The sequence below is a fragment of the Chromobacterium sp. genome (assembly GCF_041912965.1).
Lineage (GTDB): Bacteria > Pseudomonadota > Gammaproteobacteria > Burkholderiales > Chromobacteriaceae > Chromobacterium > Chromobacterium aquaticum.
The window spans coordinates 170,906-193,134 of sequence record NZ_JAYSGF010000002.1; the positions used below are offsets into that span (position 1 = coordinate 170,906).

The following is a 22,229-nucleotide window of genomic DNA, read 5'->3' on the forward strand; positions in this document are numbered from 1 at the left end:
AGCGCGGCGGTTTTGTTTTCAGCGGCCGGCCCGGCGGCAAGCCTCGGCCAGCTCGCGCGCGGCGGCGGCGGGATCGGGCCGGGCGAACAGGCCGCCGATCACCGCCAGCGCATCCGCCCCCGCCCGCAACACCTGGCCGGCATTGCCGGCGTCTATGCCGCCTATCGCCACCATGGGCGCGCCCAGCGCCCGCGCGGCGGCGAACAGGCTCAGCGGCGCCTGCGCCGCTTGCGGCTTGGTGGCGGATGGAAACACCGCGCCGAAGGCGATATAGCTGGCGCCGGCTGCCACCGCGCGCCGCGCCCGCTCCAGGCTGTCGTAACAAGAAGCGCCAATCACCGCCGCCGCGCCCAGCCGCCGCCGCGCCGCGCTCAGCGCCGCGTCATCGCGCCCCAAGTGCACGCCATCGGCGCCCGCCTGCGCCGCCAGCTCCACATCGTCGTTGACGATGAAGAGCACGCCATGACGCCGGCACAGATCGGCCAGCGCCCGCGCCTGTTCCAGCCGCAGCGCCGCGTCCTCGCTCTTGTTGCGGTATTGCAAAATGTCGATGTGCGGCGCCACCGCCGCCACCTGGCTCAGCAAGCTCACGCTGTCCACGGTGTCCGGCGTGACCGCGTACAAGCCCTCAAGCCTGGGCGGCATCGTCTTCGTCCTCATCGCCGCGCGCCCAGAACATGCGGTCGGGCAGGAACTGGCCCATGCCGGGACGGAAACCGTTGATCAGGGATTGATAGGTGTACTCCTGCGCCTCGCGCACCGCCTCCGGCAGCAACAGGCCGGTGGCCAGCATGCCGGCGATCGCCGAGGCCAGCGTGCAGCCGGAGCCGTGATAACTACCGGGCAAGCGCTCCCAGGCGTCGGAGCGCACCAGGCCGCCAGGGCCGTACAGCTGGTTGACCACTTCCTTGGTGTTTTCATGGGTGCCGGTGATCAGCAGATGCGGGCAGCCCAGCGCCAGGATGCGCTGCGCGCATTGCTCCAGCGTCAGGTCCTCGTCCTCGTCGGCATCGTTGCTGGCGATGCGCCGCGCTTCTATGCTATTGGGCGTCAGGATGGACACCTGCGGAATCAGCATGTCGCGCATCGCCGCGATCAAATCCTCGTCGGCCAGCTCATGCCCGCCGCCGCTGGCCAGCACCGGGTCCAACACCACCGGGATATCGGGATAATCGGCGATCAGCTGCGCCACCACCGCCACATTCTCCACGCTGCCCAGCATGCCTATCTTGAACGCGGTGACCGGAATGTCTTCCATCAGAAAACGCGCCTGGTCATTGACCCAATCCGCGTCCAGCACCATAAAGTCATTGATGCCGACGGTATCCTGCACCGTGATCGCGGTAATCACCGACAAAGGATGGCATCCCAGGCTGGCCAGCGTCAGAATGTCGGCCTGAATGCCTGCGCCGCCGGAGGGATCCGAGCCCGCCAGGGTAAGGACCACGGGAGGAGTGGGCTGAATGGTCAAGACTGAAACCTCTTCGTTCTGTATAAGGTCGGAGCGGCCGGCGTCTGGCCGCGCGCCATCGCGGCGCGCGCATTGTCAGTGTCGCGGGCCACTCTTAGAATAACTGTTTTACTCGATCACAAGGTGATGCGATGCGTACTTGGATGTGTCTGATCTGCGGCTTTATCTACGATGAGGAAGCCGGCCGTCCGGAAGATGGTATCCCGCCGGGCACCAAGTGGGAAGACATCCCCCCCAACTGGACTTGCCCCGATTGCGACGCGCGCAAGGACGATTTCGAAATGGTGGAAATCTGAGCCGGCGCCAACGCCCGCCGGGATGCTCCGCCGCGCCGCCGACAAGCGGCCACGAGGCCATACCGCAATGAAAAGTTTCTGGAGTCACACCCTGGCCGCCCTGCTGGCCGCAACCACCCTGGCCGGCTGTGCCCAGGTCAACACCACCCAGGGCGGCGCCGTCGGCGTCAGCCGCGGTCAGACCATGCTGCTGTCCAGCCAGGAAGTGGAGCAGATGTCGGCCAAATCCTATGCCCAGCAGCTGGGCAAGGCGCGCGCCGGCGGCCAGCTCAATACCGACGCGGCGATGACGGCGCGGGTGCGCCGGATATCCCAGCGCCTGATCGCCCAGGCGCCGGTATTCCGTCCCGACGCCGCCAAATGGCGCTGGGAAGTCAATGTGATGCGCAATGACGAACCCAATGCCTATGCGATGGCCGGCGGCAAGATCATGGTCTACTCCGGCCTGATCACCAAGCTCAAGCTGAGCGACGCCGAACTGGCCGCCGTCATCGGCCATGAAATCTCGCACGCGCTGCGCGAACACTCGCGCGAGGGCATGAGCCAGGCTTACGCCCAGCAAGTCGGCCTGTCGCTGGTGGGCGCGGTGGCCGGTCTCAAGCAGAACCAGATGGACATGGCCGCCATGGTCACCGATGTGGCGCTGTCCAAGCCCAATAGCCGCACCATGGAATCCGAGGCCGACATCATGGGCCTGGAACTGATGGCGCGCGCCGGCTACGACCCCAACGCCGCGGTCAATGTGTGGAACAAGATGCAGGCGGCCGGCAATGGCGGCGGCGTGGAATTCCTGTCCACCCATCCATCCGGCCCCACCCGCATCCGCGACCTGCAGCAGCGCATCCCGCAAGTGATGCCGCTGTACCAGGCGGCGAAGAAAGGCTGAGCATGGGCTTGAGCAAAGAGGACGTGGACGCGCTGCTTGCCCAGGCCCGCGCCTTGCCGGGCGCCCAGTTCGACATCAAGTGGGAAACCCGGCGCGTGCTCAGCCTGGAAAGCAAGATGTTCGCGCTGTTCCACGACGACACGGTGATGTACAAGGTGGCCGCCGACGATTTTCTCGTCCTCAGCGGCCTGCCCGGCGTGCGGCCGGCGCCGTATCTGGCGCGGGCGCGCTGGATAGAAGTGTCGTCGCTGGAGGCGCTGAGCCTGGAACAGCTGCACGTCGGCCTCGCCGACGCGCGGCGCCTGGTGCTGGCCAAGCTGCCCAAGGCGCTCAGGCAACGCTACGAGGCGTCGGCGTGAACACCGCCGGCCAGGCCCGGTGCCGCGCGGCGCCGACACCCATGGACAGACCCTCCGCAACGACAAGGACATCGTGAGCTACCTTTACCTGAAAGCCTTCCACATCTTCTTCGTGGTGTCCTGGTTCGCCGGGCTGTTCTACCTGCCGCGCCTCTACGTGAACCTGGCGCTGGCGGAACAGGACGCCGAATACCAGCGCCTGCTGCTGATGGCGCGCAAGCTCTACCGCTTCATGACCCCGCTGGCCGCGCTGGCGCTGGCCACCGGTCTTGGTCTGTGGCTGGGCTTCGGCATCGGCGGCGGCTGGCTGCACGCCAAGCTGACCCTGGTGCTGCTCTTGGTCGGCTACCACGGCTGCTGCGGCAAGCTCTACCGCGACTTCGCCGCCAAAACCAACCGCCGCAGCCATACCTGGTTCCGCGTGTTCAACGAACTGCCGGTGCTGGTATTGCTGGCGGTGGTGATTCTGGTGGTGGTCAAACCGTTCTGAGGAGATGGATCGCATGCGCAAATGGATTGCATTGTGGCTGGGCTGTCTGCCCGCCTGGGCCGCCACCCCGCTGCCGCCCAAGCCGGCGCTGCCGCCGGAAGTGGTGGCCACGCTGCGCCGCGACGGCGCGGAGCTGCTGCGGCTGCCGATGTGCGTGGACGCCAAGGGCGCCTTCTCCGGCCAGCGCGAAGTGGGCGACGCCCTGCTCAGCATCGGCGGCAACGTCGCCGCGGTGCGCGCCCAGGCCAAGCCGCTGCTGAGCGCCAGCGCCAGCTGGAGCGACCAGGATGGCAAGCGCATGATCAGCGCCCAGACCCTGATCGGCGCGCAGCCGGAACTGGTGGGCAGCTGGCCGCAGCGCGCCACGCCTTACGGCCAAGCCAGCGGCGTGGTGTCCCAACACAGCAGCTTATCGCTGTATCTGCAGATTTCGCCGCGCGCGGAAGCCTGCGGCAAACCCAAGGGCGAACAGATCGCCCATTAGAACCGGTTCAATCGCCGCCACGTGTCGGCATTGAACAGGCTCTCAGGAGCAAGAAATGGCAGTGGAAATCGAACGCCGCTTCGTCGTCATCGGCGACGCCTGGCGCGGCCTGGCCCCCGGCGTGCAATACCGCCAGGGTTATCTATCGGTGGAAAAGGAGCGCACCGTGCGCGTGCGCGTGGTCGGCGACCAAGCCTGGCTGACGCTGAAAAGCAATATCAGCAGCGTCAGCCGCCACGAGTTCGAATACCCGGTGCCGCTGGCCGACGCGCAAACCATCATGGGAGCGATGTGCCCGATGGTGGTGGACAAGCTGCGCCACCGCATCGAGCATGGAGGCTTCATCTGGGAAGTCGACGAATTCTTCGGCGAAAACGCCGGCCTGGTCTTGGCAGAAATCGAACTGCCGGATGAAAGCACCCCCTTCGACAAGCCGGAATGGATAGGCGCGGAAGTCACCGAGGACGGCCGCTACACCAACGCCTATCTATCCAAGAACCCTTATAGCCGCTGGTAGTCTTGCCGGCCTGACGCCATAGATTAGCAAGGGTTCGGATCAAGGCTATGCGAATGGGTTGCCATATTGCAGGACGTAATCATGGTAGCCCATTCTGAATAGCCTATGCTCCATCTCTATTCCCGCCGCATCACCCGCGTGCACAGATTTTAATACGCTTTCCGAAAACTCCATGGCCGCGGTTCCATTCGCCGTGATCAGGTTTCTATCCCGCACCGTTTGCGCTGCGATAAAGCCCGCGTGATGGCGATATTCCGGATATTCCGCCCACAAATGCTGGGCATTGCCGGTGTGGCGATAATCATTCAACAAGCCATTCCGCGCCAAAAAATCCACCGCCCCGCAGATTGCCGCCACGACAACCCCTGTTGCCAAGCAAGCGGCAACCCTATCCCTCAACTCAGGGCTCTCCAGGCCCCAGCCGTTGCCGCCGACTAAAACCAACAGCGCGGTATCGCCGGGAATATCCATCAGAGAGTAGTCAACAACCGTTGTAAAACCGCCCATGGATTTGCACGCGCCCCGCTCCAAGGAGGCCGTGGCCACCGACCACTGCTTGCTCATCGCCAGCCGGCTGGCCAGAAAAGCGCTTTCCCACTCGGCGTACTCATCCAATAAGAAAAATACGGCTTTTTTCATGACGCGTTCTCTATCGAAAATGACATGGTCAAAAGCATATATCACTCATAGCCCACCCACGCCAGCCTCGGTTAAAATAGCGGCCAATGGCGGGTCCAGCCCCCGCGCCCAATCCGAACACACCCGCGGCCGCGGCCGCCCGACAAGGAAACGCACATGTCCCGCAATCTGGAACTGTTTGAACGTGGCAAGAAATCCATCCCCGGCGGCGTCAACTCGCCGGTGCGCGCCTTCGGCCAGGTCGGCGGCACGCCGCGCTTCGTCAAGCGCGCCGAAGGCGCCTACTTCTGGGACGCCGACGACAAACAGTATCTGGACTACGTAGGCTCCTGGGGCCCGGCCATCGTCGGCCATGCCCACCCGGACGTGGTGCGCGCGGTGCAGGAAGCGGCCGTTGGCGGCCTGTCCTTCGGCGCGCCCACCGAGGGCGAAGTGCTGATCGCCGAGGAAATCCGCAAGCTGCTGCCCTCGGTCGAGCAAGTGCGCCTGGTCTCCTCCGGCACCGAGGCCACCATGTCGGCGATCCGCCTGGCGCGCGGTTTCACCGGCCGCGACCTCATCGTCAAATTCGAAGGCTGCTACCACGGCCACTCCGACAGCCTGCTGGTCAAGGCCGGCTCCGGCCTGCTCACCTTCGGCAACCCGTCCTCCGGCGGCGTGCCGGCCGACTGCACCAAGCACACCCTGGTGCTGCAGTACAACGACGTCGAACAGCTGGACAAGACCTTCCGCGAAATCGGCGACCAGATCGCCTGCGTGATCCTGGAACCGATCGCCGGCAATATGAACTTGATCCAGCCCTCGGCCGAGTTCGTCCAGGCGCTGCGCAGCCTGACCGAGCAACACGGCGCGGTGCTGATCTACGACGAAGTGATGACCGGCTTCCGCGTGGCGCTGAACTGCGCCCAGGGCCTGCACGGCATCAAGCCGGACCTGACCACGCTGGGCAAGGTGGTGGGCGGCGGCATGCCGCTGGCGGCCTTTGGCGGCCGCGCCGACATCATGGCCTGCATCGCGCCGCTGGGCAACGTCTACCAGGCCGGCACCCTGTCCGGCAATCCGCTGTCGGTGGCCGCCGGCCTCGCCACCCTCAAGCTGATCCAGCAGCCGGGCTTCCACGCAGAGCTGGGCCGCCGCACCGCGCGCCTGGCCCAGGGCCTGGCCGACGCCGCGCGCGCGGCCGGCGTGACCATGAGCAGCGACAGCGTGGGCGGCATGTTCGGCTTCTACTTCAGCGAGCACGCGCCCAAGTCCTACGCCGAAGCCACCCGCTGCGACATCGAACGCTTCAAGCGCTTCTTCCACGCGATGCTGGACGAGGGCGTCTACCTGGCGCCATCCGCCTACGAAGCCGGCTTCGTCTCCAGCGCCCACAGCGACGACCTCATCGAGCAGACCCTGGCCGCCGCCGCCCGCGCGCTGAGCCGCGTCTAAGCCTGAACGCCGCCGCTTCCACGCGGCGGCACCTTCCCGCATGCACATCCCTGTCACCCGCCTGGCCTGGCGGCTGCGCGTCGAAGCCTCCGGCGTCGAACTGCAAGCCTTCGCGCAAACGCGAGGTCCCGACGGCCATGGCCGCGGCCGGCGCCTGCCGCTGGCCAGGCTGCTGGCGGAACAAGAGCAACTGGACTGGCTCAGCGGCCAGGACCGGCTGATCCTGCGCGCGCTAGCCGCCTTGCAGGCCGATATCGCCGCCGACGGCCACGCGGCGCTGGACGCGCTAGCCGCGCTGCCGCTGCTGGTCGGCCACCCGGCGCTGTGCTGGGCCGACGCGCCGGAACAGCCGCTGCGGGTGGAAGCCGGCCAAGTGGCGCTGGAACTGGAGCGCCAGGGCGAACAGATCTCCCTGCGGCTAAGCCCTCCCGGCATCGCCGCCTGCGCCGGCGTGCTGTGGCGCAAGCTGGCGCCGGACCGGCTCGCGGTCTACCGGCTGGACGAGGAAGTGCGCCAGATCGCAGCCCTGCTCGGCCACAGCCTGAGCCTGCCCTGGCACGCCCGCAAGAAAGTGCTGGACGCCATCCGCGACATCGCGCCGGAACTGCCCTTGCACGATGTCAGCGCCAGCTTCGACGACAGCCTGCCCAGCCAGCCGGCCGACGTCACCTTGCGCGCGCTGCTGCGGCTGGACGAGGCCGGCTTGCGGCTGCAGCTGAAAGTGCGCCCGCACCCGGCCAGCGCGCTGTACGCGCCCGGTCGCGGCGCGCCCGGCCTGGTGGTGAGCGTGGACGGCGTCGCGCTGCAGCTCAAGCGCGACCTCGCCGCCGAACGCGCCCGTCAGCGCCAGGTCCACGCCGCCTGCCCGACGCTGGCCGCCGCGCGCCGCGACGGCGACGAATGGGTGGTGGACGGCCAGCAGGCGGCCTTGGACCTGCTGGCCGAACTGCAGACGCTGGACGCGGACATCCTGCAATGCGAATGGCCGTCCGGCCAGCGCCAGCGCATCCGCGCCGGCGTCGGCCTGCCGCAGCTGAAACTGAGCGCCAAGCGCAAGGGCGGCTGGCTGGAAGTGGACGGCGAACTGGGGCTGGACGATGGCAACATCCTGGCGCTACGTCATTTGCTGGAAGCGCTGGCCGGCCAATCCGGCCGCTATCTGCGCCTGTCCGACGGCGATTGGCTGGCGCTGTCCGACTCCCTCGCCGCCCGCCTGCGCCAACTGACGCTGCTGGCCGACCACGCCGCGCCCGGCGGCCTGCGCCTGAGCCCGCTGGCCGCGCCGCGGCTGGGCGAACTGGCGGCCGAGGCCGGCGCCTTCGACGGCGACGCCGGCTGGAATGAACAATGGCGGCGGCTGCAATCGCTGCAAAGCTTCGAACCCGTGGTGCCGGACACCCTGCGCGCCACGCTGCGGCCTTACCAGCAGCAAGGCTACAACTGGCTGGCGCGGCTGGCCCACTGGGGCGCCGGCGCCTGCCTGGCCGACGATATGGGCCTGGGCAAAACCGTGCAGACGCTGGCGCTCTTGCTCAGCCGCGCCGCGCTCGGCCCGCAGCTGGTGGTGGCGCCCACCTCGGTGGCGCTGAACTGGCTGGCCGAGGCCGCCCGCTTCGCGCCCAGTCTGCGGCTGCGGCCCTACCAGCAACAACGCCGGCTGGACAGCGCCGGCCCCGGCGATCTGGTGGTGGCCAGCTACGGCCTGCTGCAACGCGACGCCGACGCCTTCGCCGAGGTGCGCTGGGCCAGCGTGGTGCTGGACGAAGCGCAGGCGATCAAGAACGCCGCCAGCCAGCGCGCCCAGGCCGCCCACGCGCTCTACGCCGATTTCCGCCTGGCCGCCAGCGGCACCCCGGTGGAAAACCATCTGGGCGAATTGTGGAGCCTGTTCCGCTTCGTCGCGCCCGGCCTGCTGGGCAACGAAGACAAATTCCAGCAGCGCTTCGCCCAGCCCATCGCCGACGGCGACGAGGACGCCCGCGACGCGCTGAAAGCGCTGATCCGCCCCTATCTGCTGCGCCGCACAAAGCAACAGGTGCTGACCGAACTGCCGCCGCGCACCGACATCACCCGCGCCATCCCGCTGAGCGAGGCGGAAATGGAAGTCTACGAGGCGATGCGCCAGCAGGCGCTGGACAAGCTGGGCCAGCCGGGCGAGGCCGAGGGCGGCGCGATGCAAGTGCTGGCCGAACTGACCCGGCTGCGCCGCTTCTGCTGCCACCCGACGCTGACCCAGCCGGACAGCGCATTGCCCTCCGCCAAGCAGACGCTGTTCCGCGAACTGATGCTGGAACTGCTGGACAACGGCCACAAGGCGCTGGTGTTCAGCCAGTTCGTCGACCACCTCGCCATCGTCCGCCGCTGGCTGGACCAGCAAGGCATACGCTACCAGTATCTGGACGGCGCGGTGCCCGGCGCGCAACGCAAGGCGCGCATGGACGCCTTCCAGGCCGGCGACGGCGAGGTGTTCCTGATCAGCCTGAAAGCCGGCGGCACCGGCCTCAATCTGACCGCCGCCGACTACGTGATCCACCTCGACCCGTGGTGGAACCCGGCGGTGGAAGACCAGGCCAGCGACCGCGCCTACCGCATGGGCCAGCAGCGGCCGGTGACGGTATACCGGCTGGTGGCCCAACACACCATAGAAGAAAAGATCGTGGCGCTGCACGCCAGCAAGCGCGAGCTGGCCGACAGCCTGCTGGACGGCGGCGATCTCAGCGCGCGGCTGGACGGCGCGGCGCTGTTGGCACTATTGCGCCAAGGCTGAGCATTGCCCTTTCGTCATAAAATGGGCAAGCTGGCGTCATTTCCCTGATTCCGGATTATCCATGCTCAAAGTCCTCCTGCTGTCCAGCCTGCTGCTGTCCGCGCTGCCCGCCTGGGCCGGCCTGTCCCAGACCGACACCGCCTCCGAGAAAATCTCCGTCGGCACCCTGTCCATCGTCGCCGCGCCGGCGATCAGCGTGGCCGGCAGCGCCCAGGGCAAGGGCGAGTCGCTGCTGGCCCCGGTGCTGGCGGTCACCGGCAGTGCCTATGTGATCACCGGCCTGGCCCAGGGCGCCGGCGACACCGTCAAGATGTCGCTGGACGCGGTGCAAGGCGGCGCCAAGCTGGTGGTGGAATTGTCCGGCAAGGCGCTGAAAGCCACCGGCGCCGCGGTCGGCGCCTCGGTGCAAGTCACCGCGGTGGCCAGCGGCACCATGCTGGTCACCTCCGGCAAAGTGCTGGCCTTCATCCCCAACAAGCTGGGCGAGGCCCTGCTGGAGCATAACCGTGTCCCGTCCTGACGCTCTGCCCGCCCGCCTCGCCGGCCTTGGCCTGGCGCTCTGCCTGCTGCTGCCGCAAGCCGCCCAGGCCGGCCGCAGCTGCGAGGAACAAACCATCACCCCGGCCACCTTCGGCAAGGCGATGGCCGCCGCCGAACAACTGCGGCAAAAGCTGGACGCCAGCGGCGGCGACGTCGCGGTGATAGGCCGCGTCGGCCAGGACCTGTCGCGCTTCAAGCTGCGCTACACCCATGTCGGCATCGCCTACCGCCAGCTGGAAGGCCGCTGGCGCGTCGCCCACCTGCTCAACGACTGCGGCAGCGCCAGCTCCGACCTGTGGTACGAGGGCCTGGGCAATTTCTTCCTCGACGATATGTATTCCTTCGAGTCGGTGGCGCTGCTGCCGCCGCCGGCGCTGGCCGCGCGCCTGCGCGAACGGCTGCAGGCGCCGCCGCGGCTGCGCGAACTGCACACCCCGCAATACAGCCTGCTGGCCTACCCCTTCGCCACCCGCTACGAAAACTCCAACACCTGGGTGCTGGAAACGCTGGCGGCCTCGGCCAGTCGGGAAGCGCGCATCGCCAACCGCGAACAGGCGCAGATGTGGCTGAAGCTCAACGGCTACGCGCCGTCGGAACTCAAGCTGGGGCCGCTGACGCGGCTGGGCGGCCGCATGTTCAAGGCCAATGTCGCCTTCGACGACCACCCCAACGAGATGCGCTACGCCGACCGCATCCAGACCGTGACCGTGGATTCGGTGATGAACTTCCTGCAAGCCCGCAAAGAGGGCTGGCAAGTGCTGGAAATCCCCGCGCCCTGACTGGATCGCAGAAGCTGTTCCATGCCTGCTGCGCTTCAGCGAGACCTTGAACAGGTTCTCAGAGCCTGTTCAAAGTCTCGCGAGCAAGGGCGAGACAAGGCGAAAACGAGCGAAAAAGCGGAATGTACAAGTGGTACATGAGCATTTTGAGCTTGTACTCACCGTGCAAGGCTTCACGAAGCGCAGCAGACTTTGAACAGGTTCTCAGCGCGCGCCGCACGCCGCCGGCACCGCCGCCGCAACGGCGGCCGGCTGGCGCGCCGCCAGCCACGCGCCCAGGCTGACGCACGCCAGGCCGGCGGCCAGATAGCCGGTCAGCGCCTCGTGCAGCAAGGGCACCGCCAGCAAGCCGGCCAAGACCGGAATCAGGGCGAACAACATCCCCACCCGCACCGCGCCCAACACCGCGATCGCGCGCAGATACAGCACCATCGCCACGATGGCCGCCGCGCCGCCCTGATAGGCGGCCTGGAACAGCAGCGTCGGCCAGGACGCCGCCGCCAGATGCTTGGGCAGCCACAGCAGATAGATCGGCAGATAAATCAGCGCCGCCATGATGGTGATCGCCCGCGTCAGCGGCCAGGCCGGATAGGCCCAGCGCCGCGCCAGCACGCCGAAAGCCGCCCAGCTCACCGAAGCCAGCAATAGCAGCAGATCGCCCTTCCAGCTATCGCCGCCGGCGCCGCTGAACAGGGGCAGCGCGCTCAAGGCCAGTCCGGCGCCTATCAAGGCGTAACCGGGCAGTTTGTGGCGCTGCAAGCGCTCCCCGGCCAACAGCCAGGCGAACAAGGCCACCAGAAAGGGCTGCATGCCCGGCAATAGCAGGCCGCCATGCGCCGCCGGCGCGTATTTGAAGCCGCTGTAGGCGAACAGGCTGACGCCCAGGCCGCCCAGCAGGGTCAGCAGCCACAGCCGGGCATCGCGCAAGGCGCCGCGCGGCAGGCCGCCGCACAGCAGCAGGATCAGCGCGGCGACGCCGACGCGCAGCGCCAGCATGTCGGTGCCGGCCAGCGCGCTCTTGGCGGCGAGGCGCGACACCAGGTTGAAGCCGGTCCAGATGGCGACGGCGCCGAAGGCGGCCAGATAGCCCTGGCGCAGGGAAAGGGTGGACATGTTCACGCTCCGGGAATGGGAATGCTTGCATGCTAGCCCGCGCGCGTCATTCCAAAAAATGAATTATTATGATTCAGATAATCTCTTGGAGAGAACGATGGAATTGGACGAACTGCGCATATTCCAGGCCGTGCTGCAGGAAGACGGCGTGACGCGCGCCGCCGCCCGGCTGCACCGGGTGCAATCCAATGTCACTACCCGGCTGCGGCAGCTGGAAGACAAACTGGGCGTGCCGCTGTTCCTGCGCGAAGGCAAGAAGCTGATCCCCACCGAGGCCGGCCGCCGGCTGGGCGACTACGCCGAGCGGCTGCTGAGCCTGGCCGAGGAAGCGCGCCAGGCGGTGGCCAGCGCGGAGCCGGCCGGCAGCTTGCGACTGGGCGCGATGGAAAGCACCGCCGCCTCGCGGCTGGCGCCGGTGCTGGCCGGCTACCACCGCCGCTACCCGGCGGTGCAGCTGGAGCTGCAAGCCGGCGTGTCCAACGACTTGCGGCGCGCGGTGCTGGAAGGCCGGCTGGACGCGGCGCTGATCAGCGGCCCGGCCGGCGACGAACGCCTGGACGAGGCGCTGGTGTTCGAGGAAACCATCGTGCTGGTGGCCGCCGCCGGCCAGCGCGAGCTGTCGCTGCGCCTATTGGGCGAGACCACGCTGCTGACCTTCGGCCACGGCTGCGCCTACCGCCAGCGGCTGGAAGCCTGGATGCAGCGCCAGGGCGTGCAGCCGCGCCGCCTGGTGGAGCTGGGTTCCTACCACGCCATGCTCAGCTGCGTCGCCAGCGGCATGGGGCTGGCGCTGCTGCCGCAAAGCCTGCTCGACAGCATGCCGCTGATGGCGGCCCAGGTGTCCACCCATCCGCTACCGGCGGACCTGGGCCAAGCCCAGACCACGCTGATCCGCCGCCGCGGACTGCGCCAGCCGGCGCTGGACGCCCTGCAACGGCTGTTGTTGGGCGAGGAAAACTAGAACGGCACGCTGCGCGGCGACGGGCCTGTGCCGCCGCCGCGCCTGGCCTCAGCCGCTGTTGCGCAAGCCGGCCGAAGTGCCGTTGATGGTCAGATGGATAGCGTACAAGGCCTCGGCGTCGTCCGGCTGACGGCGCAGCCGGCTCAGCAACTCGGCCTGCAACAGGCCCAGCGCGTCCAGATACGGCAGCCGCGTTTCCAGGCTGCGGTGCAGCGTCGGGTTCTTCTCCAACAGCGCGCTCTGGCCGGTGATGGCGTAGAAAGCGTCCAGCGTCGCCTGCCACTCGGCCTGGATGCGGCCGAACAGCGCCTCGGCCAGCGCGCGGTCCTCCACCAGGCCGGCGAAGCGGCGGGCGATGCCCAGATCCGCCTTGGCCAGCACCTGTTCCATATTGGACAACACCACCTGGAAGAACGGCGAGCTGCGATACAGGCTTTGCAGGCGCGCGCGGCCGGCTTCGCCGTGGCGCTCGATGAAGGCGCGCACCGCCGAGCCGACGCCGAACCAGCCGGGCAGCATCACCCGTGATTGCGACCAGGAGAACACCCAGGGAATGGCGCGTAAATCCTTGATCGAGGCCAGGCTCTTGCGCGAGGCCGGCCGGCTGCCGATATTGAGCTTGGCGATGGCGTTGATCGGCGTCGCCTCCAGGAAGTACTGCATGAAGCCCGGCGCTTCCACCAGTTCGCGATAGGCGCGGAAGGCGGCGTCCGACAACTCGTCGAACACGGTCTCGTCGGTCTCGCAGCTGGCGCAGCCACTGAGGCTGGCCTCCAGCGTCGCCGCCACCAGGGCCTCCAGGTTGCGGCCGCCGATGGCCGGGTCCGAATACTTGGACGCGATCACCTCGCCCTGCTCGGTGATGCGGATGCGGCCGGCCACGCTGCCGGCCGGCTGCGCCATGATGGCCTCGAACGACGGACCGCCGCCGCGACCCACCGAGCCGCCGCGGCCGTGGAACAGCCGCAGCTTGACCCGGCCGTCGGCGAAACAGCGCACCAGCCGCTTTTCCGCCTGGTAAAGCTGCCATTGGCTGGTCAGATAACCGCCGTCCTTATTGCTGTCGGAATAGCCCAGCATCACTTCCTGCATGCGACCGCGGCTATCCAGCAACTGCTGGTACCACGGCAGCGCGAACAGCGCCGTCATCACCTGGGCGCTGCGCTCCAGATCGGAAATGGTTTCGAACAACGGCACCAGATTGACGCTGGCGCGCGGCTGTCCGTCCACCAGCCGGATCATGCCGGCCTCCTTCAGCAGCAGCGCCAGCGCCAGGATGTCGCTGACCTGGGCGCAATTGGAGATGATGCTCTGGCCGATGGCGTCGGCGCCGAACTGACGCTGGATCAAGGCCGCCTCGCGGAAGATCGCCAGCTCCTTCTCGGTTTCGGCGCTGTAGTCCAGATAGGGCGAATACAGCAGCCGCGGCGTGGCCAGCTCGCGCAGCAGCACCCGGCTGCGCGCCGCCTCGTCCAGCGCCGCGAACTCCTCCAGCCCGGCGCGGGCGAACAGCTCGCCCACCACCGCCTCGTGGCTGCCGGCGAACTGGCGCAGGTCCAGCGGCATCAGGAAGAAGCCGAACACATCCACCGCGCGGATCAATTCCGCCAGCCGGCCGTCGGCCAGCGTCGCGCTGCCGTGCTCGCGCAGCGAGGCGTCCAGCACCGCGAGATCGGCCTGGAATTCAGCCTGGTCGGCATAGGGCCGGCCCGCCGGCCAGCGCCCGCTCAGGCTCACGCCCAGTTGCAGGCCGGTGGCCAGCACCCGCGCCTCCATCGCCGCCAGCGCGCGCCGGTACGGCTCCTCGCGGCGGCTCTCCTCCTGGTCCGGCGTCAGCGCCGCCAACTTGGCCAGCGCCGGGCTGACGCCGACCAGGCGCTGCGACAGCGACAGCTCGCGGTACAGCGCCGCCAGCTCGTACAGATAATGCTCGAACGCCACTTGCGCCTGGCGCGTCACCGCGTGGCGCAACACCACGGCGTCGACATTGGGGTTGCCGTCGCGGTCGCCGCCTATCCAGCTGCCGACGCGGATGAAGGACGGCAGCGGCGTCGTCTGGCCCCAGGTGGCCTCGATCTGCCGGTCCAGACGTTGGTACAGCGCCGGCAAGGCCTGGAAGAAGGTCAGCGGATGATAGGCGACGCCGTTTTCGATCTCGTCCTTGACCGCCAGCTTGAAGTGGCGGATTTCCGAGGTCTGCCACAGCGCGACGATCACGCGCTTGAGCTTGGCCTCCAGTTCCTCCTCCTCTTCCGGCGTCAGATCCGCCGCCGCCAGCTTGCCCAGGAAACGGCGCACCGCGCGGTGGCCGTCCAGCACGCTCTGGCGCTGCACCTCGGTGGGGTGGGCGGTGAGGATGGCGCCGACATAGGCGTCGCGCAGGGTGTCGGCCAGCATGGCGATGCTGACGCCGTCCGCCTTCAGCTTGCCCAGCGCGCGCGACAGGCTGCCCTGCTGCGGCGCGGAGCCGGCCTGGCGGTGGGCGCGGCGGCGGCGCACATGGTGCAGATCCTCGGCGATATTGAACAGCTGGGCGTACAGGCCGCAGGCGCGCACCAGCGCCATCGCCGCCGCCGGGCTCAACTCAGCCGCCAAGGGCTGGCTGCGTTCCTCGGCGCTGCGGCCGGCGATGGCGCGCACCTCGGCGTAGACCTCGGGGCCGGCCTGTTCGCTCAACACCTCGGCCAGCGCGCGGTCCAGGCGCGCCAGATCGGCGCGCAGCGGCAAGTCCTTGTCTAAATCGCTCATTCGGTATCCCTTGATGATGACGAGCGGCCGTGGCCGCTCCTAGTTTTGAATCGGCTCAAGTCAGCGCGGTCGCTGGCTTCAGACGATTCGTTTCGCATGCAAAACATCATAAGCAGGCTTGCCGCTGTAGTGGCAACACTACTGTCATTTAACCAGTTAGATATTGACCTGACTGCGCATTGCGCAACATCAAGCTTTACGCCGCCGCCTGGACGATACGGCGGCGCTGCGCGCCGGGCCGGCATGCTAGAATGCCCGCCATCCAAGCACATAGCCCGATCGGAAACCGGTTTTCATGGACAAAATCGTCATCGCCAGCCGCGAAAGCCGGCTGGCCATGTGGCAGGCCGAACACATCCAGGCCCGGCTGCAAGCGCTCTATCCCCACCTCAGCGTGGACATCCTGGGCATGACCACCCAGGGCGACCAGATCCTGGACAAAACCCTGTCCAAGATCGGCGGCAAAGGCCTGTTCGTCAAAGAGCTGGAAGTGGCGCTGGCCGAAGGCCGCGCCGATCTGGCGGTGCATTCGATCAAGGACGTGCCGATGGTGCTGCCGGAAGGCTTCGCGCTGGCGGCGATCTGCGAACGCGAAGACCCGCGCGACGCGCTGGTGTCCGCCCGCTACGCCGACCTGTCGGAACTGCCGGACGGCGCGGTGGTGGGCACCTCCAGCCTGCGCCGCGAATCGCAGATCCGCGCCCGCTATCCGCGGCTGGTGGTCAAGCCGCTGCGCGGCAATGTGCAAACCCGGCTGCGCAAGCTGGACGACGGCGAATACGACGCCATCATCCTGGCCGCCGCCGGCCTCAAGCGCCTGGGCCTCGCCGATCGCATCCGCAAGGAACTGCCGCCGTCGGAAAGCCTGCCGGCCGCCGGTCAGGGCGCGCTGGGCATCGAGATCCGCGCCGACCGCGCCGACCTGATGCAGCTGCTCGCGCCGCTGAACCACGCCGCCACCCACGCCTGTGTCAGCGCCGAGCGCGCGCTGGCGCGCGAACTGGGCGGCAGCTGCCAAGTGCCGCTGGGCGCCTTCGCCACCCTGAACGAGGGCACGCTGGCGCTGGGCGGCTTCGTCGCCAGCCCGGACGGCTCGGTGATGCTGACCGCCAGCGCCAGCGCTCCGGCCGACTACGCCGACGCGCTGGGCCGCGCCGTGGCCAAGAAGCTGCTGGACGACGGCGCCGGCCCGCTGATCGAAGCGGTGCTGGCCGACCCGCGCTGAGACCGCGATGCCGCGCGTCCTGGTCGCCCGCCCGCTGGCGCAAAGCGCCGAGTTGCTGCGCCTGCTCGCCGCCGCCGGCTTCGACGCCGGCCATCTGCCGCTGATGGAGATCGAAACGCGGCCGGACGCGCTGGCGGCGCTGCCGCAACAGGCGGCGGCGGCGGATTGCCTGGTCTTCGTCAGCCCCAGCGCCATAGACCAGGCCTGGCCGGCGCTGCAAGCGCTGGACCTCGCCGCCAAGCGGCTGATCTGCGTCGGCCGCGCCAGCGCCACCAAACTGGCCGCGCTCAGCGGCCGGACGGTGCTGCACCCCGCCGAGGGCAGCGACAGCGAAGCGCTGCTGGCGCTGCCGGAACTGGCCGATATGCGTGGCCAGCGCGTGCTGATCGTGCGCGGCGTCGGCGGCAGACCGCTGCTGGCCCAACAACTGACCGCGCGCGGCGCGGCGGTGGACTTCGCCGAGATCTACCTCAGGCGCGACGGCGCGCCGGATTGGCCGGCTTTCGACCGCGCGCCGCCGGACGCCATCATCGTCACATCCGGCGAAATCGTAGAGCAATTGTTCCGTCTCGCTGGCTCCAGTCGAATCAGGACGTTACAATGCCTGCTATATTGCGTGCCGCATGCGCGCGTGGCCGACCGCCTCGCCGCGCAAGGCGCGACACGCATCATGACAACCCGGGCCGAAGACAGCGCGCTGGTCGCCGGCCTTAAAGAATGGTTCTGTCGTCACCCATGAGCGAATCCCAGATCACCGAAACCGCCAAACCCGAGTCCAAGAAGTCGCTGAGTCCGGCCTTGTTGATCGCCATTGCCGCGCTGGGCGTGTCCGGCTGGCAGTACTACAGCTCGCAGCAAGAGCTGACCGCCGCCCGCCAGGAACTGGCGCGCCGGCTGGCCGAAGGCAGCGGGTCCGCCAAGGAACTGCGCGCGATGACCGAACAGGCCATCAGCGCCAACCGCGCCACCGAAGGCCGCCTGGCGCTGATGGAAGCCCGCGTCAACGAATCCGCCGGCCAGTACGCGACGCTGAACGGCATGTACCAGGAACTGACCAAGAACCGCACCGACTGGCTGCTGTCCGAGGTCGAGCACACCCTGGCCATCGCCAGCCAGCAACTGCAATTGGCCGGCAATGTGCCGGCCGCCGTGTCCGCGCTGGAAATGGTGGACGCGCGCCTGGCCAAATTCGACCGCCCGCAGCTGATCGCGGTGAAAAAATCGGTGGCCACCGATCTGGAAAAACTCAAGGCCCTGCCCTATCTGGACAGCGTGGGCCTCACCGTCAAGCTGGACCGGCTGATGCTGTCCGCCGACAGCCTGCCGCTGGCGGTGGACGCTCACCGCCTGGCCGACCAGAAAACGCAGACCAAGGCCGCCACGCCGGCCAGCGCGCCGCTGTGGGAACGGCTGCTGGCCGATGTCAGCAAGAGCCTGGGCGAACTGATCCACATCCGCCGCATGGACAAGCCGGAAGCGCTGCTGCTGTCGCCGGAGCAAGCCTTCTTCCTGCGTGAAAACCTGAAGATGCGCCTGCTGGACGCGCGCCTGGCGCTGATCCAGCGCGACGGCAAGACCTTCAGCGCCGACATCGTCGCCGCGCGCAGCTATGTGCAGCGCTACTTCGACCGCGACGCGCCGCCGGTCACCCAATGGCTGGGCACGCTGGGCGAGCTGGAAAGCGCGCCGCTGGACGTGACCCTGCCGGACATGAACGCCAGCCTGAAGGCCGTGCGCGACGCCCAAGGCGCGGCAGGAGAATAAACCGTGAAATTCGCCTTGTGGATTACCGGGCTGTTTGCCCTCGCGGTGCTGGTCGGCCTGGCCGCCACCGTCAACACCGGCTACGCCATCCTGTTCCTGCCGCCGTACCGGATGGAAGTGTCGTTCAATCTGCTGATCGTGTCGGTGATCGTGCTGATCTTCGTGGTGCACCTGGTGCTGCGCATGGTGGCGGTGGCCGCCAACCTGCCCGAGGAAGTGCGCCGCTTCCAGCGCCAGAAAAAGCTCAAGGCCGCACGCCATGCGCTGCGCGAAGCCGGCATCTCCTACTTCGAGGGCCGCTTCCAGAAAGCCGAGCGCGAAGCCAGCAAATCGCTGGACAATGAATACTCGCTGGAAAACAAGGCGCTGGCGCTCTTGATCGCCGCCCGCTCCGCCGGCGCCGCCGGCGACCTGGAAAAGCGCGACGGCTACCTGGCGCAGCTGGAAGCGATGCCGCCGCGGCTGCAACTGGCGCGCCACATGCTGGACGCCGAGCTGAAACTGGAAGCCAAGGACCCGCTGGGCGCGCTGGCCGCCATCGAACGCGTGCGCGCGCTGTCGCCCAATCTGACCAACGCGCTGCGGCTGGAACTGAAAGTGCGCCTGCTGCAGAAACAGCCGGAAGCAGTGCTGGCGCTGACCGAAAAACTGCTCAAGGCCGACGCGCTGGAGCCGGAACAGGCGCGCCGCTACCGTCTGGCCGCCTACCAGCAACAACTGGTCACCCTGCTGGGCGGCCAGGAAATCCGCGACTGGCTGCGCCGTATCCCGGAAGCCGAGCGCAGCAACCCGCAGCTGGTGGACCAAGTGGTGGCGCGGCTGATCGTGCTGCAAGACTACGACTACGCCGCCACCCTGCTGGCCGGCGCGCTGGCCAACGACGACCACGACACCCCGGAACTGTCGCGCGAGCTGGGCAAGCTGGCCGAGCACCTGAGCGAGGACAAGCGCCTGGAACTGCTGAAAACCGCGGAAAACTGGCTGAAGAAACGCCCGCGCGACCACTGGCTGCTGATGGCGCTGGGCCGGCTGGCGCTATGCCAGCAACTGTGGGGCAAGGCGCAAAGCTATCTGGAAGCCAGCGCCTCGATCTCGCCGACGCTGTGCGCCCACGCCGAGCTGGCGCGGCTGTTCGAAGCCACCGGCAAGGAAGAGCAAGCGGCCCAGCATTACAACAAGAGCCTGGAACTGGCGCTGAAACAGGGCTGCTGATTCCGCTCCGCTCACCAAAAAAGGACATGCTCGCGCATGTCCTTTTTCATTTCCGTTGTTATTACCGGCTCAACTCGACAGCAGCAACACGCCCCAGGCCAAGGCCAGATAACGCGCCGCCTTGCCCAGCGTCAGCCACAGAATGCTGGACCACCACGGCAGACGCAGCCAGCCGGCGGCCAAGGGAATGGCGTCGCCTATCACCGGCAGCCAGGACAAGACCAGCACCGCCGGGCCGAAACGCTGAAACCAGCCGGCCAGCCGCGGCGGCAACTCCTTGCGCGGCGCCAGCCGCCCCAGCCACAAGCTGGTGATGCTGCCGGCGGTATTGGCCACCGTGGCCACCAGCAAGGCCGGCCACAACCACTCCGGCCATTTGTACAGAAAGGCGGACAGCGCCAGTTCGGAATTGCCCGGCAGGATGGTGGCCGAGGTGAAGGCCGACACCGCCAGCCCGCCCAAGCCCAGCCAGACCAGATGGCTCACTCGCCAAAGCCTATGGTTTCACCGCAGGCGGCGGCAATGGCGGCGCTGAGCGTGGCGAAGAATTCGGCGCCGTCGCGCGCGGCGATCCACTGGCCGTTCTGGAAGGCGAAATGGTAGCCGCCGCTCTTGGCCGCGATCCACAACTCCTGATTGGCGGTATGACGGTTGATGATGATCTTGGCGCCGTCGCTGAACTCGAGGTCCAGTACATTGCCCGAAATCAGGTAGTCCACATCGAGATCGTTATCGTCGATCGCGGTTTCGATGCACGCGAAAATGGCGTCGGTCTGTTGCAGGAATTCGGATTCGTTCATTGCGCTATTCCTAAATTTAGGGGTGGGCTCGACGCGCCGGAGTCACACGATGCGTGCCGGCTTTGCTAGTATCGAGATTTTGCCACATTGGAATCCATCCGTATGCGCACCCTGCTGGCTTGTGCAAGCCTGACCCTGCTCCTGACCGCCTGCGGCTTCAAAGGCCCGCTCTATCTGCCCAAGCCCGCCGCCGCGCCGGCGGCCAAACCCGCGGTCCAAGCGCCGGTCAAATCGGACGCGTCGGCGCCGGCCGCCGGCAAGCAGGCCGCCTCCGCCGCTCGCTAAGCGCCGGCGATAAGCTATTGAACCCGCCCCAAGCGGCTCTGGCCGGCCTTGCAAGCAAGGCTGGCACAGAAAATGCTTTAAGCATAACCTTATTCCCGCGCGGTTTTCTGCGCGGCGTTTGAATCCTTTACACTCGTTTGGAGTCACAGCGGCTGAACCGGCGAATACCGCGCCGGCCGCACCTATAGCAGACAAGGAGTTACCGATGCCCCACTTCGCCCGCCACCTGGAACACCACACCATCATCAATCCCTTCCCCGGCATCGCCAAACTGGAAGCGGCATTGGGGCATCGCATCGGCGCGCGCATCGGCTCCAACGAAAGCATGGCCAAACCGGCCTCGCCGCTGGCGGCGCAGTTTGGCGAAGCGATGGCCGAACTGGCCAGGCTCTATCCCGACCCCTACGCCCACGGCCTGCGCCAGCGCGCGGCGGCCCACAATGGCGTGGACGCCGGCCAAGTGCTGTTCGACACCGGCGCCGACAGCCTGATCCTGCTGGCGCTGCGCCTGTCCTGTAATGTCGGCGACGCCGTGGTCTGCACCGCCGGCACCTACCCCACCTTCCGCTACTTCGCCGAAGGCGTGGGCGCGCGCATCCTGGAAGTGCCCTATCAGCAGCAGGGCGACCGGCTACAAACCGATCTGCCGCGCCTGGCCGAAGTGGCGCGCGCCGAACGCGCCGCCGTGCTCTACCTGGCCAATCCGGACAATCCCACCGGTCATTACTGGGGCGCGGACGAGCTGCTGTCGCTGCGCGAAATGCTGCCCTCCACCACCCTGCTGATCCTGGACGAGGCCTATGTCGATTTCTGCGTGGACGCGCAAGACGCGCCGCCGCGCGGCGCGCTGCCCAACACCCTGAGGCTGCGCACGCTGTCCAAGGCCTATGCGCTGGCCGGCCTGCGCGTGGGCTACGCCATCGCGCCGCCGGACATCGTCGCCAAGGCGGACCAGATCCGCCCGCAATTCGCGCTGTCCAGCTTCGCCCAGCTGGCGGCGCAGACGGTGATGGACGATCCGGACTACTCGCGGCAGTTGATCGCCGCCACCATCCACCTGCGCGACAAGCTGGCCGACGCGCTGCGCGCGCGCGACCTGGTGGTGATGCCCTCGCACACCAACTTCGTCTGCATCGCCTACCGCGACGCCGCCAGCAGCGAGGCCATCCACCGGCAACTGCTGTCCGACGGCATCGCCGTGCACCGGCCGCCGCACCCGGCGGTGCGCCACCTGCTGCGCGTCACCGCCCAGCCGCAGGCCTTGTCGGCCAAGGTGATGGCGGCGCTGGCGGAAGGCTAGCCGCCGGTTTTCAACGCCGCGCGCCCTTGCTCGACACCCAGCTCCCCGGCTCCGGCGCGCCCACCAAGGCCTGGCGCGCCAGCGCCATATTGCTGAACCCCGCCTGCCGGTAGCACAGCCGCGCGCAGGTATCGCGGTTGCGCCACGCGCCGGACGCCC

General features: G+C 67.8%; 24 protein-coding genes. 17 read left to right on the forward strand and 7 right to left on the reverse strand.

Annotation, left to right across the window (positions count from 1 at the left end):
- Positions 1–18: 18 nt before the first annotated feature.
- Positions 19–645 (reverse strand): thiamine phosphate synthase, encoded by a 627-nt coding sequence (gene thiE / locus ACE3QM_RS01935; protein WP_374419809.1) that lies wholly within the window; start codon positions 643–645, stop codon positions 19–21.
- Positions 629–1,471, reverse strand: a complete 843-nt coding sequence (locus ACE3QM_RS01940) for a hydroxymethylpyrimidine/phosphomethylpyrimidine kinase (protein ID WP_374419811.1) — start codon at positions 1,469–1,471, stop codon at positions 629–631. The genes thiE and ACE3QM_RS01940 overlap by 17 nt, the downstream gene beginning before the upstream one ends.
- 131 nt (positions 1,472–1,602) lie before the next feature.
- Between ACE3QM_RS01940 and ACE3QM_RS01945 the strand changes: the two genes are divergently transcribed.
- From ACE3QM_RS01945 to ACE3QM_RS01970, 6 genes are all read left to right on the forward strand, one after another.
- A complete protein-coding gene (locus tag ACE3QM_RS01945) occupies positions 1,603–1,767 on the forward strand; it encodes a rubredoxin (RefSeq protein WP_039756174.1) in 165 nt (54 codons plus the stop codon).
- Positions 1,768–1,834: 67 nt separating this feature from the next.
- On the forward strand, positions 1,835–2,653 hold the full coding sequence (locus tag ACE3QM_RS01950) for a M48 family metallopeptidase (protein WP_048409028.1): 819 nt from the start codon (positions 1,835–1,837) through the stop codon (positions 2,651–2,653).
- A 2-nt stretch (positions 2,654–2,655) separates the two neighbouring features.
- Positions 2,656–3,012 (forward strand): MmcQ/YjbR family DNA-binding protein, encoded by a 357-nt coding sequence (locus ACE3QM_RS01955; protein ID WP_231460734.1) that lies wholly within the window; start codon positions 2,656–2,658, stop codon positions 3,010–3,012.
- 73 nt (positions 3,013–3,085) lie between these two features.
- Positions 3,086–3,502, forward strand: coding sequence for a CopD family protein (locus ACE3QM_RS01960; protein ID WP_107802058.1), 417 nt, complete (start codon positions 3,086–3,088; stop codon positions 3,500–3,502).
- A gap of 13 nt (positions 3,503–3,515) precedes the next feature.
- Positions 3,516–3,986, forward strand: a complete 471-nt coding sequence (locus tag ACE3QM_RS01965; RefSeq protein WP_374419814.1) for a hypothetical protein — start codon at positions 3,516–3,518, stop codon at positions 3,984–3,986.
- A 55-nt stretch (positions 3,987–4,041) separates the two neighbouring features.
- A complete protein-coding gene (locus ACE3QM_RS01970; RefSeq protein WP_374419816.1) occupies positions 4,042–4,503 on the forward strand; it encodes a CYTH domain-containing protein in 462 nt (153 codons plus the stop codon).
- 45 nt (positions 4,504–4,548) lie between these two features.
- Here ACE3QM_RS01970 and ACE3QM_RS01975 read toward each other — a convergent pair whose 3' ends face one another.
- On the reverse strand, positions 4,549–5,142 hold the full coding sequence (locus tag ACE3QM_RS01975) for a DJ-1/PfpI family protein (RefSeq protein ID WP_048409007.1): 594 nt from the start codon (positions 5,140–5,142) through the stop codon (positions 4,549–4,551).
- A 156-nt stretch (positions 5,143–5,298) separates the two neighbouring features.
- Here ACE3QM_RS01975 and hemL point away from each other — a divergent pair, with 156 nt between their 5' ends.
- The 4 genes from hemL (at position 5,299) to ACE3QM_RS01995 (ending at position 10,662) form a co-directional block, all read left to right on the forward strand.
- Positions 5,299–6,576, forward strand: a complete 1,278-nt coding sequence (gene hemL / locus ACE3QM_RS01980; RefSeq protein ID WP_231460732.1) for a glutamate-1-semialdehyde 2,1-aminomutase — start codon at positions 5,299–5,301, stop codon at positions 6,574–6,576.
- A gap of 40 nt (positions 6,577–6,616) precedes the next feature.
- Positions 6,617–9,343, forward strand: a complete 2,727-nt coding sequence (locus ACE3QM_RS01985) for a DEAD/DEAH box helicase (RefSeq protein ID WP_374419818.1) — start codon at positions 6,617–6,619, stop codon at positions 9,341–9,343.
- A gap of 61 nt (positions 9,344–9,404) precedes the next feature.
- Positions 9,405–9,863, forward strand: a complete 459-nt coding sequence (locus ACE3QM_RS01990; RefSeq protein ID WP_374419820.1) for a hypothetical protein — start codon at positions 9,405–9,407, stop codon at positions 9,861–9,863.
- On the forward strand, positions 9,850–10,662 hold the full coding sequence (locus ACE3QM_RS01995) for a DUF2145 domain-containing protein (RefSeq protein ID WP_374419822.1): 813 nt from the start codon (positions 9,850–9,852) through the stop codon (positions 10,660–10,662). Before ACE3QM_RS01990 ends, ACE3QM_RS01995 begins: the two co-directional genes overlap by 14 nt.
- A gap of 204 nt (positions 10,663–10,866) precedes the next feature.
- On the opposite strand, the gene ACE3QM_RS02000 is transcribed toward ACE3QM_RS01995, so the two are convergent.
- Positions 10,867–11,775, reverse strand: coding sequence for a DMT family transporter (locus tag ACE3QM_RS02000; protein WP_374419824.1), 909 nt, complete (start codon positions 11,773–11,775; stop codon positions 10,867–10,869).
- Between the two features lie 97 nt (positions 11,776–11,872).
- Here ACE3QM_RS02000 and ACE3QM_RS02005 point away from each other — a divergent pair, with 97 nt between their 5' ends.
- Positions 11,873–12,736 carry a LysR family transcriptional regulator gene (locus tag ACE3QM_RS02005; RefSeq protein WP_374419826.1) on the forward strand — a complete coding sequence of 288 codons (864 nt, stop codon included), beginning with the start codon at positions 11,873–11,875 and terminating at the stop codon, positions 12,734–12,736.
- Positions 12,737–12,784: 48 nt separating this feature from the next.
- Here ACE3QM_RS02005 and ppc read toward each other — a convergent pair whose 3' ends face one another.
- Positions 12,785–15,484, reverse strand: a complete 2,700-nt coding sequence (gene ppc / locus ACE3QM_RS02010) for a phosphoenolpyruvate carboxylase (protein WP_374419828.1) — start codon at positions 15,482–15,484, stop codon at positions 12,785–12,787.
- Positions 15,485–15,779: 295 nt separating this feature from the next.
- Between ppc and hemC the strand changes: the two genes are divergently transcribed.
- The 4 genes from hemC to ACE3QM_RS02030 are packed head-to-tail and all read left to right on the forward strand — an operon-like array spanning position 15,780 to position 19,685.
- Positions 15,780–16,709 (forward strand): hydroxymethylbilane synthase, encoded by a 930-nt coding sequence (gene hemC / locus ACE3QM_RS02015; protein ID WP_374419830.1) that lies wholly within the window; start codon positions 15,780–15,782, stop codon positions 16,707–16,709.
- A 7-nt stretch (positions 16,710–16,716) separates the two neighbouring features.
- Positions 16,717–17,448: a uroporphyrinogen-III synthase gene (locus tag ACE3QM_RS02020; protein ID WP_374419832.1), complete on the forward strand. Its 732-nt coding sequence runs from the start codon at positions 16,717–16,719 to the stop codon at positions 17,446–17,448.
- Entirely contained in the window at positions 17,445–18,473 is a 1,029-nt protein-coding gene (locus tag ACE3QM_RS02025) for a uroporphyrinogen-III C-methyltransferase (RefSeq protein WP_048409015.1), read from the forward strand. Before ACE3QM_RS02020 ends, ACE3QM_RS02025 begins: the two co-directional genes overlap by 4 nt.
- Positions 18,474–18,476: 3 nt before the next feature.
- Positions 18,477–19,685 carry a heme biosynthesis protein HemY gene (locus ACE3QM_RS02030; RefSeq protein ID WP_231462143.1) on the forward strand — a complete coding sequence of 403 codons (1,209 nt, stop codon included), beginning with the start codon at positions 18,477–18,479 and terminating at the stop codon, positions 19,683–19,685.
- A gap of 69 nt (positions 19,686–19,754) precedes the next feature.
- On the opposite strand, the gene ACE3QM_RS02035 is transcribed toward ACE3QM_RS02030, so the two are convergent.
- Positions 19,755–20,162, reverse strand: a complete 408-nt coding sequence (locus ACE3QM_RS02035; RefSeq protein ID WP_269325994.1) for a VTT domain-containing protein — start codon at positions 20,160–20,162, stop codon at positions 19,755–19,757.
- Between the two features lie 5 nt (positions 20,163–20,167).
- Positions 20,168–20,485 (reverse strand): iron donor protein CyaY, encoded by a 318-nt coding sequence (gene cyaY, locus ACE3QM_RS02040; RefSeq protein ID WP_048409018.1) that lies wholly within the window; start codon positions 20,483–20,485, stop codon positions 20,168–20,170.
- Positions 20,486–20,587: 102 nt separating this feature from the next.
- On the opposite strand from cyaY, the gene ACE3QM_RS02045 reads away from it, so the two are divergent.
- The gene (locus ACE3QM_RS02045; RefSeq protein ID WP_231462140.1) at positions 20,588–20,770 is read left to right on the forward strand and encodes a lipoprotein; all 183 of its coding nucleotides are present in this window, start codon (positions 20,588–20,590) and stop codon (positions 20,768–20,770) included.
- A gap of 205 nt (positions 20,771–20,975) precedes the next feature.
- A complete protein-coding gene (locus tag ACE3QM_RS02050) occupies positions 20,976–22,070 on the forward strand; it encodes a histidinol-phosphate transaminase (RefSeq protein ID WP_048409020.1) in 1,095 nt (364 codons plus the stop codon).
- The last annotated feature ends 159 nt before the right edge of the window (positions 22,071–22,229 follow it).